The 16,170-nt window shown below is 59.1% G+C and carries 10 protein-coding genes and 1 pseudogene; 4 read left to right on the top strand and 7 right to left on the bottom strand.

Annotation, left to right across the window (positions count from 1 at the left end; genetic code table 11):
- The 7 genes and pseudogenes from JFU37_RS02745 to JFU37_RS02715 form a co-directional block, all read right to left on the bottom strand.
- Positions 1–2,372, bottom strand: a 2,372-nt coding sequence (locus JFU37_RS02745) for an efflux RND transporter permease subunit (protein WP_201112589.1), incomplete at its 3' end; no start/stop codon positions are given.
- 36 nt (positions 2,373–2,408) lie between these two features.
- Positions 2,409–3,467, bottom strand: a complete 1,059-nt coding sequence (locus tag JFU37_RS02740) for a WD40/YVTN/BNR-like repeat-containing protein (protein WP_201112587.1) — start codon at positions 3,465–3,467, stop codon at positions 2,409–2,411.
- Positions 3,468–3,546: 79 nt separating this feature from the next.
- The gene (locus JFU37_RS02735) at positions 3,547–4,908 is read right to left on the bottom strand and encodes a DUF1329 domain-containing protein (RefSeq protein ID WP_201112585.1); all 1,362 of its coding nucleotides are present in this window, start codon (positions 4,906–4,908) and stop codon (positions 3,547–3,549) included.
- 33 nt (positions 4,909–4,941) lie between these two features.
- Positions 4,942–6,770: pseudogene (locus JFU37_RS02730) on the bottom strand (DUF1302 domain-containing protein).
- A 67-nt stretch (positions 6,771–6,837) separates the two neighbouring features.
- Positions 6,838–7,998 (bottom strand): thiolase C-terminal domain-containing protein, encoded by a 1,161-nt coding sequence (locus tag JFU37_RS02725; protein WP_201112583.1) that lies wholly within the window; start codon positions 7,996–7,998, stop codon positions 6,838–6,840.
- Positions 7,999–8,161: 163 nt separating this feature from the next.
- Positions 8,162–10,831 (bottom strand): helix-turn-helix transcriptional regulator, encoded by a 2,670-nt coding sequence (locus JFU37_RS02720; protein ID WP_201112581.1) that lies wholly within the window; start codon positions 10,829–10,831, stop codon positions 8,162–8,164.
- Between the two features lie 91 nt (positions 10,832–10,922).
- A complete protein-coding gene (locus JFU37_RS02715) occupies positions 10,923–11,735 on the bottom strand; it encodes a transporter (RefSeq protein ID WP_201112579.1) in 813 nt (270 codons plus the stop codon).
- Between the two features lie 641 nt (positions 11,736–12,376).
- Between JFU37_RS02715 and JFU37_RS02710 the strand changes: the two genes are divergently transcribed.
- From JFU37_RS02710 to JFU37_RS02695, 4 genes are all read left to right on the top strand, one after another.
- Positions 12,377–13,312: a LysR family transcriptional regulator gene (locus tag JFU37_RS02710; protein WP_201112577.1), complete on the top strand. Its 936-nt coding sequence runs from the start codon at positions 12,377–12,379 to the stop codon at positions 13,310–13,312.
- Between the two features lie 139 nt (positions 13,313–13,451).
- A complete protein-coding gene (locus JFU37_RS02705; RefSeq protein ID WP_201112575.1) occupies positions 13,452–14,210 on the top strand; it encodes an SDR family oxidoreductase in 759 nt (252 codons plus the stop codon).
- Between the two features lie 55 nt (positions 14,211–14,265).
- Positions 14,266–14,676 carry a nuclear transport factor 2 family protein gene (locus JFU37_RS02700; RefSeq protein ID WP_201112573.1) on the top strand — a complete coding sequence of 137 codons (411 nt, stop codon included), beginning with the start codon at positions 14,266–14,268 and terminating at the stop codon, positions 14,674–14,676.
- A gap of 155 nt (positions 14,677–14,831) precedes the next feature.
- Entirely contained in the window at positions 14,832–16,031 is a 1,200-nt protein-coding gene (locus JFU37_RS02695; RefSeq protein WP_201112571.1) for a patatin-like phospholipase family protein, read from the top strand.
- The last annotated feature ends 139 nt before the right edge of the window (positions 16,032–16,170 follow it).

The raw sequence follows: 16,170 nt of genomic DNA, 5'->3' as shown, positions 1-16,170 counted from the left end.
TTCCAGATGAACATGAACGTTAGCAGGATGCCCATGTCCGCCTGGAATTTGATCGGCGACCAGGCCCAGGTAATGACACCTGCCGCCAGGGTGATGCCGACCAGCGCCACCACTTTGCCGGTGAACGCGACGGAGTTTTTGTAGGCTTCGGTCAACGACAGACCGGCACGTTGTTGCGCCAGTTGGACGCTGAGCAGGTACAGCGCGTAGTCAACACCGATGCCGACACCCAGTGCGATGACTGGCAAGGTCGCGACCTTGACGCCCATGCCCAGCCAGACCATCAGCGCTTCGCAGAGAATCGACGTCAGCATCAATGGAACGACCGCCACCACCACCGCGCGCCAGCTGCGGAAGGTGATGAAACACAACACGATCACCGCGCCGTACACGTAGAACAGCATGGTGCGGTTGGCGTCGCGCACAACAATGTTGGTCGCCGCTTCGATCCCGGCGCTGCCGGCAGCGAGCATGAACTGGCGATCGCCATTGCTATGCTCCCGGGCGAACTGATCGGCAATCTTCACCACATGATCGAGGGTTTCGGCCTTGTGATCCGAGAGATAAGCGATCACCGGCATCATTGAGCAGTCGTTGTTGAACAATTCGGGGTTGTTCACCGAGGCCTGCTGCGCACCGTAGTTCAGTACGTTCTGGTTCCGGGCGATGGTCAGCCACTTCGGGTTGCCCTCGTAGGAACCGGCGGTAATCTGCCTCACGGCATTGACCAGCGACACAGTGGTTTGCACACCCGGTTGCTGTTGCAGCAACCAGCCCAGGCGGTCCGCTTCCACCAGCGTTTCGTACTTCAGGCAGCCTTCGCTGGCGGTTTTGACCATGACCGCGAACTGGTCGCTGGACAGCGAGTAGTTCGCGGTGATGTAGGCGTTATCACGGTTGTAACGCGAGTCCGCACGCAGCTCAGGTGCCCCCGGGTCGAGATCACCGATCTTCAAATGCGTGCTGACCACGAAGCCACCCACCGCCAGCAGCCCGGCAACCACCACCGCCACCGTCGCCCAGCGCCGTTCGGTAAAGCGGTCCAGCAAGCTCCAGACATTGCCCAATCCTTTGCCTTTTCGCTCCTGGCTTTCCTGACGCAAACTGCGCGCCGCCGCTTTCGGACTGACGCCCCAATAGGACAGCAGCACCGGCAGCAACACCAGGTTGGTGAAGATCAATACCGCCACGCCAATGCTCGCGGTGACGGCCAGATCCTGGATCACCGGAATGTCGATCAGCATCAGCACCGCAAAGCCCACGGCATCGGCCAGCAGCGCGGTCAGGCCGGCGAGGAACAAGCGGCGGAAGGTGTAACGCGCGGCGATCAGCTGATGGGTGCCGCGTCCGACGTCCTGCATGATCCCGTTCATTTTCTGCGCGCCGTGGGATACGCCGATGGCGAACACCAGAAACGGCACCAGAATCGAAAATGGGTCGAGCGCATAACCGAACAAGGTGATCAAACCGAGCTGCCAGACTACGGCCACCACCGAGCACAGAATCACCAGCGTGGTGCTGCGCACGCAACGGGTGAAGGCATAAATGATGGCGGTGGCAATCAGAGCGGCCGCGCCGAAGTACAGCATGATCAGCAGCAGGCCATCGATCAGATCGCCCACCAGTTTGGCGAAGCCGATGACGCGGATCTTGATCGGGCCTTTGCCCTCTTCACCCGCCTTGTGTTTCGCGCTGGAACCTGCAAATTCAAACTTGTCACGCAGCTGTTCTTCGAGCATACGCGAGAACTGGTGATAGTCGATCGCAGCGCCAGTAACCGGGTCTTTCTCCAGCAACGGCACCACAATCATGCTCGATTTGAAGTTGTTGCCGACCAGACTGCCGATGATGCCGGAACGGGCAATGTTCAAGCGCAATTGCTCGACGCCACTGGCCGAGCCGTCGTAGGAGTCTGGCATCACCGGACCGCCACGGAAACCCTCTTCCGTCACTTCGGTCCAGCGCACGGCCGGTGTCCACAATGATTTCACCCACGCCCGGTCCACGCCCGGCGTCAGGAACAAGGTGTCGTTGACCTGCTTGAGCACTTCCAGGTAGTTCGGGTCGTAGATGTCGCCGTTGGTGTTCTCCACCACCACCCGCACCGTATTGCCCAGACCGCGCAGGGACTGGCGATTTTCCAGGTAGTTTTTGATGTACGGCTGACTCTGCGGAATCATCTTTTCGAAGCTGGCATTGAGCGTCAGCCGCGTGGCCGCGAAATAGCTCAGCAACACGGTGACGACCAGGCAAGTCAGCACCACCAGCAGACGGTTATTGAAAATCAGGCGTTCAAGCAAATTGCCGGAGCGTGCATCGAAGCCCTTGAGCTCTCGGATCACCGGCATCGTATCGAGGTTGTAATTACCCATGACGTGGCTCGTCTCTTTTTATTCTGTGAAGTGGGCTCATTGGTACGGCAACTGGCGCAAGCCCTGAGCGCCTGCGACCACCACCGAGCCAGACCCGGTTGCCTGCACCGCAGCAGCAGGCCCCAGGCGTTGTTGTGGCGTTTGCGTGAAGGTCACGCCGTCATCAGAACTGACCAGCACTTGCCCCGCCTGGCTGACCAGAATGATGCGTCCGTCTGCCGTGACCGTGCTCGCGGTGATGCTGGAAGACAGGCCCAGCTCCACTTTGTCCCAGTTCGATCCGTGATCGACACTGCGGTAAACATTGCCGCGCAGGCCATAAACGAGCACAACGCCTTGTTTGCCCGTGATACCGAAATAGCTGCCGCTGTAGGGCGTCGGAACGTTGACGAAGCGTTGCGTGGCCGGATCCAGTTTCAACACCAGGCCTTGTTCGCCGACGATGAACAGGTCATCGCCGATGGCGCGCATTCCGTAGAAGTTCAGTGCTCCCGGATTGTCCGTGCGGTCCATCATCGGTAGCCAGGTCTTGCCACCATCCTCGGTACGGAAAATCAGGTTGAATGCGCCGACGATGTAGCCGGTTTTGTCGTCGGCGAACCACACATCCAGAAAAGGTTTGTCGGCCCCTTCATCGATCATTCGTTGAGCTTCGGCTAATAACGCATCATCCGGCACCGCTTGCCGCTGATAGTGTTCGAGCATGATCTGCCCTACCTGACGGCCATCGAGCTGGCGTTTCCAGGTTTCACCGTTGTCGTCGCTGTGCAACACAATGCCGTCGTGCCCGACCGCCCAGCCCTGCGTCGGGCTCGGAAACTGCACCGCCACCAGATCGGAGCTCACCGGCACTTCAGCCTGATGCCAATGAACGCCGTTATCATCGGAATAAAAAATGTGGCCGCGCTGGCCCACAGCAATCACTCGCTTACCCGCACGGGCCACCCCGGTGAACGTTCCATTAACGGCTTTTTCACTCTGAATCGCCGGGCTCGACAGCGGGTCGACAAAATCCGCGGCGACCACGGCTCTGGTAAATGGCACGGCCAATGCCACGGCTAGCGCAGTGAGCGTTATCCATCTAAATGCATTCATGAGGTTCACTCGGAAAAAAAAGCCGCCAAACAGTGCGAGGACACACTGCCGGCGACAAAAAAATACCCGCGTTTATGGCTTAGCGAATACCCGTACCGGCCAGTGATTCAGGTGCCCACTGCGCTTTCGAAAGCGGATCGATGTACTTGATGCCGCCATACGGGCCGTAGATGCCGGTGATGTTGTAGCTGCCGGAGACAAAGTCATAAATCATGTGGTTGTCGGAGTTCGGCGCCTGCACGTCGTAGCTGTAAGCCAGGTGTGCAAACGAGCCGCGGTACAACTTGCCGCTGGCGTCGTATTCATCGGAAGCCAGTGCGATCCAGCTGTCTTCGTCGAGGTAGAACGTACGTTTGCTGTAGATGTGGCGTTTGCCCGGTTTCAACGTCGCTTCAACCACCCATACGCGGTGCAACTCCCAGCGCACCAGGTCCGGGTTGACGTGGTGCGGCGTGGTGATGTCCGCCGCTTCCTTGTGATAGTTCAGCTTGTAGGTGTTGTACGGAACGATCATTTCCTTCTTGCCGACCAGCTTGAAGTCGTAACGGTCCATGGCACCGTTGAACACCCAGGCATCGTCATAGGTCGAGGCACCGGCCGAACCTGGGTTCGGCGTGTCGTAGGCGATGTCCGGCGCGAGTTTCACGCGGCGCTGACCCGGCAGGTATTGCCAGCCACGACGCTCCATTTTCAGCGGGTTGACCGCATCCTGCACCAGGATGGCTTCGCCTGCTCGACGGGCCGGGGCCTGGTAGTAGAGTTTGGTCTTAAAGAACAGATCGGTCTCTTTCGCCGGCTCCGTACGCTTCGGATCGTAGAGCGGATATTCGAGATAGGCGTTACCGGACGTAGCCAAAATCGCCGAGCCGGAACCGTCGACGTTCCAGGAATCGTATTTGAAGTTGGTGGCATAACCCTGATAACGCAGCAGGTGGTTCCACATGGCTTCATAGCCATCTTTCGGGATCGGGAACGGCACGCCCGGCAGCGCGTTTTCAAGGGCTACACCGCCCTCGAGGGTTTTAGTGCCGACGGCGTTTTTCGCGGTGTTGTCCAGCAAGCGCTGCGGCAGTGCAACACTGCGATGGGTCGGGAACACGTCAACCCGGAACGTTGGGTAACGTTTGAGCAATTCTTGCGTGGTCGCGGTCAGTTTGTTGGCGAATTGACTGACGTTTTTACCGTCGACGACTGCACGTGGCTTGTCAGCCTCGAAAGGGTCCGGACGGAAGGAGCTGCCGGCCTGGAAGCTGGCCGGCGGTGTGGTGATACCACCGGTGTAGGCCGGAATGGTGCTGTCGGCATTGCCGGCTTTTTCAGCGCCGACGGCGGTCAGGCTGCTGCCCAGTTTGGCTGCTTCATCAGGGGAAACTGCAGCGTGTGCCGCGCCAGCAATGGCAACGGTCAAGGCAGTGAACAATAGCGTGTTGACGAACTTCATGGAGTGACTCCTGCTATCAAGCAAAGACTTCGATCAAATGGTCGTTTTGAACGTAAACGTGACCATGCCCCGATCCTTGAGCTGAGGCTGTGTACCGCTGAACGCGGTGGTCTGCCCCGGTACACAGTTGTATTGACCATTGGCCCCAGGTGCGGCGCCCGCGCCTTGTGCACCCGCGCTACCGGCGGAATCGCAGGTGTCGAACGGACCAAAGTTGTCTACGTACTTCAGGTCAAACCGGTACTGGTTGTGCACGTCCATGCCGACACCCACCGAGTAACTTCCGGAGTCCTTGTTACCCCCGAGCTGAACCGACGAGTTGCCCGAAAGCCCGACGTTATAGGTGGCCGGCAAGTACATATCGATGCCGGGGAACACCTGGTACCAGGTCGGGTTGAAGTTGACGCCCAGGACGTAGTTGTCCTTGCTGACCTTGTCGACGCCGTGATACCAGTCTTCGCCTTTGAACAATTGCTTGTTCTCGGTGACGTCCAGCCAACGGCTGTAGGCGAGTTCGACCAGCAAGGTCGAACTGTCCCAAACGGGAGTCGCACCGAAGGTGGTCAAGCCGTTCAGTACTGCGTGCACGGTGTTGCCTCGGGCCACGCCGTTGTCACCATCGAAGTTGCTGATGAAGCCCGGTAAACCGGCAGCACCTGCCGCCGGACTGACCGTTGCCGGCACGCTGGACAACGGCATGTTGTGGCGATAGTTCAGGTCGAGACCGACGCTGACGCCTTCGATGCTTTTCGACAGGCTGAGGCCGTAGACATCGATGTCATCGACGTAGAACTGGTTGTAGCTGCCGATGTTGCCGGAGATCAGTTGCGCAGGACCTACTGCGGTTGGCTGCAAGACCAGGTTCGGCAGGATGTCGGATGTTTTGCGGTAGTAGAAACCGAGGGTGCCTTGCAGCCACTCAGGGCTCCACTTGGCCATCAAACCGAAGTCACCGTGCTTGTCTGGGGTGAACGTGTGACCGTTGTTGAGCCGCAAAAACTGATTGGCGCCCAATGGGCCGGGCGTACCAAAGCGAGGGTTCTGTGCACCGATCAACGATAGATTGTGCCCGCCATTCTGGATGCCGTCGTTAAAGCCAAGGTAGGTGCCGGATTCCGGCAGCCGCGCGGCGTCCCAATCCAGAAAATACTGCGCGCCGAGGGTCAGTTCCGGGTTGAGCGTGAAGCTCGCGGACAACTGATTGCGCGGAATAAACAGCTCTTTGGCTTCCGTTCCGGGTACCGCCAGCGCCTTGGAAATATCAAGTCCGGATTGCCCATAACTGTTGCCATGGGCAAAGGACAGAAGACTCTCCCCCAGTAGAGGGTGTGCTTGCCTGCCTTGCCACTGAGCAGCGACTCATCACCGACTTCTGTACTGCCAAACACGAAGGCATCGAGAATTTCGGAAGACGGACCATTGTAATAACGATCGGTGTAACCGCTCTGGTGTCGGGAGTCCGGTACACCACTGTTGAGCTGATTGGTCGACGCATTGTTGCTGCCGACATCGTCATAAGCATGGTCGTACCAGGAGTTCGCGCTGACCCGGAAACCAGCCTTCTGTTTGTAAACCACATCCAACTCAGACAGCACATCCAGCCGCTGAGAAACTGGACTGCCGGAAGAGAAATTGCGATCCCCGTCGTTGTTGTTCCACGAATGGGCCAGCTTGCTGTTGGGTGCCTCCACACGCTGGGCGTAGTTGAACTTCACCGTGTTGTCGAAGCGCACCGCAAAATCTTCATTCCCGGTGTTGATCTCGACGGCCTGCACGGGCGCGATGCCCAGGCCGGTGAGAATCGCCGAAGTCAGCAACCCCTTGCGAAGGTTTGCATGGCAGATCTTATTATTTTTGTTCATCAAACGTGCCACCTGCTCTATGGTTTACGAAAGTCATGGGGTGAATCACGGCGCACTGAGCCTCCTCTCAAGTGCGCTGCAAAATGGTGATTGACACGGCCCGACCCAGGGCTGTGCTGTGTTGGAGCGCCGTACGGGCGCCCGTAATTTGTCTGCCGTCGGCCATGTCGCGCAGTTGCCAGACCAGCTCGACCAGTTGCGCCAACCCGGTAGCCCCCGGGGCGTGTCCACGCCCCAGCAAGCCGCCCGAGGGGTTCACTGCATTCATCCGTCCTTTCAGGCGGTGACCGAACTGCACGAATCGGTCAATCTCGTCCTCTCGGCAAAAGCCCAGCGCTGCGCTGTTGACCATGAAGTCGCCGACGCTCTGGTCGTGCAACTCCGCCACGTCGATGTCTTCCGCGCCGAGACCGGCCTGCTGATAGGCTTGCTGCGCCACACGCCGGGTGGTCGCCCGCCCCAGCACATCAAGCACGCAGCCCGACTCTTGCTCCGAGGCGCTGTCACTGCCTCGGGCACTGGCCAGCACGGTGATGTCCGCCCGAGCGCCGAAGCGCAAGGCGAAGGCCGGCGTGCAGATCAGGACAGCCGCCGCGCCGCGGGCTGGCGGGCACAGATAAGGCGGAAGCCAGCCGTCGCGATCCGGCACGCGATTCAACACGGCGTACGGGTTGAGTCCGGCCTGAATTCGCGCCCGCTCCAGCACCTGGTCGAAGCTGTTTTCGGCAACGCCCAGCCGCGTCAGCAGCCAACTGGTTTGGGCCGCGAACAGCAGCGCCGGTTGCTGTCGACGCTCGACAAAAGCGACGTCGCCACTCGGACCGACCATTGCCGACTCATCGCGAGCGAGCTCTTTCAAACCGAAAAACTCACGATTGGAAATCCGCGCTGGCATGCACTCGACGCCCATCACCAACACACATTCAGCCTGACCGCACAGCACGCTGTTGCGGGCCAACTGAAAAGCGCTGCTGGCAGAGGCACAACCATCGGCGAGACTGAAAACCGGTACACCGGAGTAGCCAATCTGAGACAACATCTGCTCGGCGATACCGGATTCGCCGTGGACACAGGCAGTAAATACCTGGTCGACCAGGTCATAGTCGATTCGCGCATCGGCCAGCGCCGCACGAATGGCCTGCCCCGCCAATGCCGCGTGGCTGTCACAGCCACCCAGCGGCAGAAACGGCACCATTCCCGCGCCGGCGATCAGCACTCTCTCCGACATAATCCCTGCTCTCCACCCACTGATGCACGTTGCACTTTTGTTGGGGCCAGACTATGGCGAAGACGCGGGTGTAAACCCCCCATTGGTAGGGGGGGAGGCATAAAACCGGATTGGGGGTATTGAAGAATGAACCGGACGGATCATCCTGGATTGCGGATGAGCATCAGCCCGCTGTTTCGAGAATCCCGAGCATGTACGCACGCGCTACGACATGCTGCCGTGTCCCGGCCTGGAACTTTCCAAACAGGTTTTTCAGGTGCCACTTCACGGTTTCCTCGCCGACATTCAGGGCCAGGGCAATTTGCTTGTTGGAGAGATTGCGTGCGAGCAGCTGCAACACCTCACGCTCCTTGGGGGTCAGCAAACGACTGGCTGAGACGCTCGATGGGGCGGACTCCGGTCGCGAAACAGGCATTGGCGCAGGGGATACTGCCGTCGCCGCCGGGAGGGTCTGACGCTGGAGGGATTGCACCCACTTGGTCAGATCGGGATGGGTGTCTTGCACCACGCGCTGCATATCACTCTCTTGTGCGAGGCTGACCGCTTCCAGCAAACAGGGGGTGCCCTCTTCGCCCGTCGCTTTGAGCGCCAAGGCCCTGAGCAGTTTGATCTGCACAATTTCCCGGCCACGGCGCAGGTACTCGGCGGTTGCGCCAGCCTTGTCCAGTACAACCAGCATGGCTTCCCAATCACGCTTGGCCAGCAAGACATAAGCGTCGGCCACGCCCGCCATCAAGGCCAACTCCGGACCGAGCAGCCCGGTTTGTTCGCGGGCAATGAGCGGTGTGACAACCTCCAGACGCCGCCATAATGCCTGACAGGTGTCACTGCGCCCCTGCAACGCATGCAGACGAATCTGCTCGCCCAGCGATGCGATGCAAAACCTTGGAATGCCGCGTTCTTCGCCCAATGCGAATAACGCCTCAAGAAGGTCCTGTCCGCGATGTCCATGTCCCTGCATCGAAGCCAGTCTAGAGGCAGTGATATAGCCCAGCACAATCGCATCAGGCGAAGCGAGACGTTCAACCATGTCCATCCGGTTCGCCAATACCGTACTGGCTTCCTGAATTTCCCCTCGCTCCAGCATGACGGTTGCCAGGGCGCTGGCCATCATCACGGCAATCGGACTGCGTCGTCCAATGTCTTGCTCAGCGAGCACCAGACTGGCGCGCAAGGCAGCTTCCGACGACAGCATCCGTCCCTCCCAAAGATACGTCAGGCCGACGACCCACTCGCCAAACCCGCGAATGGCATCCAGGCCGGGGCTCCACGAGTAATGCGGTGCACGCTGAAAGATGCGCCGGGCCTTTTCCGGCTGGCCCTGTGACAAGGTCAGACGAGCTATCTGGTTCGCCACAATCGCTTGCACCTTGATCGGGAACGAAGGCAACCGGTCAACCCATGGCGTGATGAGGGCCAGCGACTCATCCGGACGATCGGCAAAATAGGCGGCGGCGGTCTCGATGGCGGCGGCCTCGCAACGGGTTGCCTCATCGGCGGACGGGTGTTGCTCGATGGCGGTAATCAATCGCGCGGCTTCAGCCTGACGCTCGCCCATCGCCAGTGCCCAGGCAGCAGCCAGGCAGATGCGCGGGTGTGACAACACGGCCTCGGGCTCAAGTTCTTCGACCCATTCCAGCACTCGACTGAACCGGCCGCGCAACATCACGTCGTACAGGCATGCTTCGATCATTTCGTAAGCTGGCTTTGGTAGCCCGGCCAACAGGTATTGGCGAGCCGCCTGCTCCAGGAATTCGTGCTGTTGCAGCCAGACCGCTGCACGCTCGTGAAAACCCTGACGCTGCTGCGCAGGCAACATTGCAAAACGTCCCAGAAGGAACTCCCGGGCCAATGGATGAATGCGCACCCAATCGCTGTCGACACTCTCGACGAAAATGGGTGTCGAAACACACAGTTCCTGAAGCAGCTCTGCTGCGCGCGGATGCCCCGTCAGGGCGACGCATAAAGAAGGCTGAACCATCTCCAGCAAGGCGATGCCCGTCAAGAATGTGACCTGCTCGTCGGGCAGGTGGGCCACCAGGCTGTCAACGAAATAGCGCTGAATATCGCCCGTGCATTTTGACAGTTCTACGATGGCTGCCCCCGGACTCGAACTTTTTTCCATCGCTGAAATAGCCAGCTGCAAACCCAGGGGCCAGCCCTCCGTAACCTCATGCAGACGCACGCAAAGGTCGGCGTCGATCTTTGCGCCAAAGCGCCCCGTGAGTATCGCGACAGCTTCCTCAACACCGAACCGCAAGGCCGTCGTGCTGACCGTAGCGTACCGTCCCCTCGCCGCGAGGTCGGCCACTTGCAGATTCAAACGTGAGCGGGAGGCCATGATGATGCGCAAATTGGCTGGAGCGTTATGCAACAGATAGGTCAGGGAGTGACGAATAGTCACGTCGGGCAAGGCGTCAGCTTCATCCAGGATCAATACGGTCTCGCTGCCCAGATCGGCGACTTCCGCCAGCCACTGTGTCAGCCCTTCGAACTCGTCACGCCCTGGCCCCGGAACAGGCTCGAAGGCGCGAGCAAAGGATGGCCGGCCACTGCCAATCGCCATGGCCACTCCCAGGCCCTGGACAAATCGGGCGCCATCATCATGCGCATCGAGCGTCAGCCAGGCCACCACGGCGCCGTGGGACAAACACTCCCGGCGCCACTGGGTCAGCAAAAACGTCTTGCCGAAGCCGGCCGGCGCATGGACGGCGATCACCACCTTGTCGGTCAGTTCCGGGGTGTCGATCGCCAGCCGGCTGCGCATCCGGGCAGATTTCTGGCCGCGCGGCGGTGTGGTTTTGAGGATCAGTTGTGGCTCTATGTGATCCATTGTCAGGCCTTTTGCATAACGAAAAGTGGCTCGGTCTTGAGCCGCGGTCGATCAGGCAATGGGCCATTGCAAGCTACTGAAACGACCCCCTTCATTTAGGAAAGAGTAGCGTGTATGCCACGCGAAAGCCCCAGCCATGAGCGCCGTCTTCAGGACTGTCCGCCCAATAGCGTGGCCCCACTTGAATACTCATCGGCTGCTTGCCGACTTTGAACAGCTGCGTCACGAACAGATTGATCGGCACACTCCACTCCTTGGCCTGCCAGTCATAAGTGGATTCGGTGTTAATGCCAAAACTGGTGTATTTCGCGGTGGTGTACACCAGGAAAGGTTGCAGGAACGTCTGGTTCACTTTTTCCTTGTCATCGGCCGGACTGTTCTCCAGCGACCAGATGTGGTTGGCGAGAATACCCGTCGTCCAGCCGTGTTCCTGCTTCAGCGCCACGGCCGTCGGACCCAGCCCCCACTGCTCGCTGCTGAGTAATTTGTCACTGCCGGTGGGCAACAGCAAGGCCGGCCCTACCCCCCAGATCCAGCCACTGTCGGTGGGCTTTTTCGGTGAGAAGAAAAAGCTTTGCGAGGTATCCCCTACGCCGTTTTTATCGGCGATGCCACCCGGCGCCAGCCCGTGCTGATCAATAATCGGCAGAATCGTGCGGGAGATCAGGTTCCAGTCCTCGTTCAGGCTGAACGGCAGAACCGGCTGAATGTTGGTGACGCTCTGAATGCCTTCGCCCGAGGGCCCCATTTTCTGGTTCCAGTTGTACTGGATCGGCAAGCTGTACAGCGCGGCGACCGGGTTCAGTGATTGCTTGGCCAGCTCGGCCTGATCGTCGGCGTAGCTGTTCACGCAAACACCGAAGGCGATCAGTGACAGCAAACGCAGTTCAATGTACTTGTTCATGTCGAACTCCCAAGCGATCCGACTGACCCGCTAAGCCCTGATCTGCCGAATCGCCCATTGCGTGAGCCGCGAGATGCTATTTGACTTGCGCCAATATGGGCCTTTTCCACTGACCGTCCAGAGCTTCTCGCCAGCCTCTGGATGCGTAGAAAAAGCTGAACATCCGTCTTGAGTCCGACAGGAGTATTGGTTCCAACGTCCCGGTCGATCGTCAGATCGCCGAAGAGAATCGGACACTTATGGCGAAGTGAAGTATTGCTGATGATTCGTCATTTTCCATTTGTGCACTCTCATACCCGCAACCAGGCTGCCAATTATGGTTTTACCGGACAGATGGTCACATTAGAGTGGGCTGGACTCCGACTTGCCCCCCCACTCATGGGGGGGATGGGCTCGCGAATTTGAAACAGGGCTATTCTTCACTAGCATTTGTGTAATGACCTCACCGCCAGTGGCCGGAGTGTTGGCCTTTGCAGCCAACGGTTACTGGTCTCGGTGGCACGGTGGCGAGTTACACGGACTATCCTTTCTACACCGAAGCTGCCTGATACGCTGCGCCGTCGGTAACTGGGGGCCATAGCTGCCCTCAACTGTCCTCGGTTGCTCATGGACACCTGTTTCGTTTCCAAAGAGGTGCCTATATGAAGGACCTTTTCACCTACAGGCTTTTCACAAGGGTGGCGCGACTGGGCAGTTTTTCGGCCGCGGCACGTGAAATGGGTCTTTCTCAATCCCAGGTCTCCAGGATTGTTGCTGAACTCGAAGCCGATCTCGGCACCCTGCTGTTGGCGAGATCCACACGCGCCGTTGTACCCACTGAAGCCGGGGCGGATTTTCTGTCGCGCATGGAGCCGATCCTTGCAGCGGTGGAAGAAGCTGAGCAGAGCGTTCGCGCAGGTGGAGAGCTGCGTGGCGTCGTCCGGATCAGCATGCCAACGAGCATCGGCGTTAGGGAAATCATTCCGCGTATAGCTCCGTTCGCGGCAATACATCCCAACCTGCATATCCAGGTCCTGCTCGCCGATCACTGGCAAGACCTGGTCCGCGAAAATATCGACGTTGCGATAAGGCTGGGACGGCTATTGGATTCCAGTGCAACAAGCCGTCAGATCATGACAATCTCCAGGTTCATTCTCGCCTCCCCCTCCTACTTGCGCGCCGCTGGAGTGCCGACTACACCGGAGGACCTGCAATCACATCGAATCATTGCCGGTCCAGCCTCGACTGTCCCGAGCGGCTGGATGTTCACACGCAATGGAGAGACCAGGACAATTCAGCTCGAGGCTCACTTCTCGACCGACGAAAATGAGGGAGCAGTCGCAGCCGCAGCCGCTGGGTTGGGGGTCACGTCGACAACGGCCTGGGCGTGCCGGCGTGAGCTTGAAAGTGGTGAACTCGTCAGACTGCTCACTGATTGGGAAACCGAATCCGTACCTGTTCATGCCTACTTCCCCCATGGCTCGCGTACCCGGAGTGCCGGCCGTACCTTGATCGAGCATCTTGTATCCAGCCTTCTTGGCGAGGGCTGCGACGCGCTCGGAACACATCGCGACAATACCTATGCATCCCATACATAGAAGATAGCGAGCCAGAGTGGCTACTCTGATCCCGCCGTACCTGCCAATTTAGTGCCGTCATCCTGCACAACGCATCGGTCGACCTTTCATCCGAGCGGCGCGCTGGACGCCCTTACTTCATCAATCAAGGAGAAGTGTCATGCGTATGACCGGCAATACTATCTTCATCACCGGCGGCGGCTCCGGCATTGGCCGAGGCTTGGCCGAAGCCTTCCACACGCTCGGCAATAAGGTGATTATCTCTGGCCGGCGCAAGGAGCGGCTGCAGGAGACGCTCGACGCCAACCCTGGCATGGCCGCCATTGAGCTCGACATTACCGATCCGGGCAGCATCCAGGCGGCAGCGCAGACGCTCATTGCCAATTATCCGGAGGTGAATGTGCTGATCAATAATGCCGGCATCATGATGTTGGATCACGCAGACGGGCCGGTGGACGATGCGCTCGCGCAGTCGACCGTCACCACTAACCTGCTCGGCCCAATCCGCATGACCTCCGCGCTGGTCGAGCATCTGAAGGCACGGCCTGATGCGGTGATCGTCAACGTCTCCTCCGTTCTCGGCTTCGTGCCGATGGCAGTGACGGCGGTCTATTCGGCGACCAAGGCAGCACTCCACTCCTACACGCTGTCACAGCGTTACCTGCTGCGGGGACATGGCATCCAGCTGGTCGAAATCGCGCCGCCTTGGGTACGCACCGAGCTGCTCGATAGCAGCGAGGAAGAGCGCGCTATTCCTCTCGACCAGTTCATTACTGAAGCGATGACGCAGTTCGAGAGCGGCGTGGACGAAATCCTCGTCACTCCAGCCGAGGCTATGCGTGCCAACCCCGGCCCGAACGAGCATGCGTGGGTCAATCAGTTCAACGACATGATCGCAGCCGGGCCAACGTTGGGCTGACCGGCCGGGCGGCCCCAGCGATCGCCTGCCCCTCACCTTTAACAGGATCAAGACGATGACCGCACGCACACCCGCCGAGAACAAGGCAATCGTTCTCGAAGGCTTCGAAACCCTATTCAATCGCAAGGATCTGGCTGCGGCCGAACACTTCTGGTCGCCCTCCTACATCCAACACAGTGCTCATGTGCCCCCAGGTCGCGAGGGCCTGTTCGGTCTGGTCGCCACGGGGCCGGCCGATCTGCGTTACGAATGCCAGCTCGCTGTGGCGCAGGGCGATTTCGTCATGCTGCACGGCCGGTTCTCTGGACTCGGCCAGCCGACGAACTGGGTCGTGGTCGACATCCTGCGCCTCGAGGACGGCGTGATGGTCGAACATTGGGACGTCATCCAGGACGAGGCGACGCGCGAAAGCTCCGTCGGCGGCCATCCCATGTTCGGCGATCACTTCCCGGTCACGGCCGATTAGTTTTTTTATCATGTAAAGGAGCGCAGAATGAGCTGCCTGGCGTTCCAATGACGTGCCGCCGTCGGCTGGCGTGTAGTCATCTCGGGCACCATGGGTAAGGACTTTCTCGGGGACGATGAGCGCGCTTGCTGTCGACAAGGGCCGGAGGAGGCGTTTTGAAACCATTCCCGCTCAGACCTGGCGCCTCAACTCTGGACATGTTGCTTCAAGCGTGCCTGCCACGCCGTGACGCTGTTCCGCCAACCTTGACGGAAAAAGCGGTCATCCCAGGCATTCCCAATGCTCGCTACAGGCTGGACCACGACCTGACGCCTTTCATTGAGGATGCGGTTCAGTCCAACAAACGTGAGAGCGAGGTGCTCGCCAAGGCTGGGAAGCCGAGCAATATACTGCCGCTGGCAAATATGCTGGCAGTTTCGGGCGGCGGCGATGCAGGCGCATTCGCAGCGGGACTCATTGCTGGATGGACCACGCATGGAACCCGCCCCATGTTCAAGGTCGTCACGGGCATTAGCGCGGGTGCCCTGGTCGCTCCGTTCGCTTACCTGGGGCCTGAGCACGACGGCGTGATTCGGTATGTCTCCAACGCAATCGGTCCAAAAGACATTTTTCATTCGCGAAACGTGTTAACCCGTCTTGCCAGCGACGGTATAGCGGACAGTAAGCCACTGTCGCGGCTCATCGCAAAATACGTCACTGCGCAGATTCTTGCGGCGATCGCGTCGGAGTATGCCAAAGGACGAATTCTGCTGATCGGCACAACTGACCTTGATTCGGGGCGGCCAGTCACCTGGAACATGGGCGCGATTGCCTCCAGCCAGGCACCGGGAGCGCTCGACCTCTTTCGCAACATCATGCTCGCGTCAATGAGCATTCCCGGTGCAGTCTCACCCGTCATGATCGATGTGGACGTTGACGGCAAACAGTTTCAGGAAATGCATGTGGACGGAGGGGTCATCACTCAAGTGTTTCTTTACCCACCCAGCACCGTGATGGCGCTGAGCAAAGCCACTGGAGCGCCTTTGCGACTCGACCGTCATTTCTATGTCATTCGTAATGGGACACTGGAGCCGCAGTGGTCCGGGACCAAGCGCCGTACATTGAGCATCGGCGGTCGAGCCATCAGTGCCTTGATTCAAACTCAGGGGATCAGCGACCTGGAGCGTATTTACCGTATGGCGCAACAGGATGGAGCGGATTTCAATCTTGCGTACATTGGCTCCGACTTTTCCTTTGCGCACAATCGGAAATTCGATGGCGAGTACATGAAGCGTTTATTCGATTACGCCTTTCAGCTCAGCGCGAAGGGCTATCCGTGGCATAAATCGCCGCACTTGGAAAACACTAAACGATGAAACATCCGCTGAAAGATTGAGTCAATCTGTTGCATCGACCGGTTGAATCGACAGCCAGAAGCGGACAGTGGTCAACGGGCCGCTAGTGCCCCAGGGTGGACACTCATCGATGCTATCCAGGCGTCCTGACCTACGACAT

Origin of the sequence: Pseudomonas sp. TH41 (genome assembly GCF_016650695.1) — a bacterium.
Classification (GTDB): Bacteria; Pseudomonadota; Gammaproteobacteria; order Pseudomonadales; family Pseudomonadaceae; genus Aquipseudomonas.
The sequence above is the reverse complement of the archived record's forward strand: the minus strand, read 5'-3'. Positions and strand labels throughout refer to the sequence as shown.

Coding starts and splice junctions, on each gene's coding strand:
- JFU37_RS02720 (WP_201112581.1), bottom strand. CDS start 10,831: ATGGATCACATAGAGCCACAACTGATCCTCAAAACCACACCGCCGCGC.
- JFU37_RS02710 (WP_201112577.1), top strand. CDS start 12,377: ATGAAGGACCTTTTCACCTACAGGCTTTTCACAAGGGTGGCGCGACTG.
- JFU37_RS02715 (WP_201112579.1), bottom strand. CDS start 11,735: ATGAACAAGTACATTGAACTGCGTTTGCTGTCACTGATCGCCTTCGGT.
- JFU37_RS02700 (WP_201112573.1), top strand. CDS start 14,266: ATGACCGCACGCACACCCGCCGAGAACAAGGCAATCGTTCTCGAAGGC.
- JFU37_RS02725 (WP_201112583.1), bottom strand. CDS start 7,998: ATGTCGGAGAGAGTGCTGATCGCCGGCGCGGGAATGGTGCCGTTTCTG.
- JFU37_RS02705 (WP_201112575.1), top strand. CDS start 13,452: ATGCGTATGACCGGCAATACTATCTTCATCACCGGCGGCGGCTCCGGC.
- JFU37_RS02735 (WP_201112585.1), bottom strand. CDS start 4,908: ATGAAGTTCGTCAACACGCTATTGTTCACTGCCTTGACCGTTGCCATT.
- JFU37_RS02740 (WP_201112587.1), bottom strand. CDS start 3,467: ATGAATGCATTTAGATGGATAACGCTCACTGCGCTAGCCGTGGCATTG.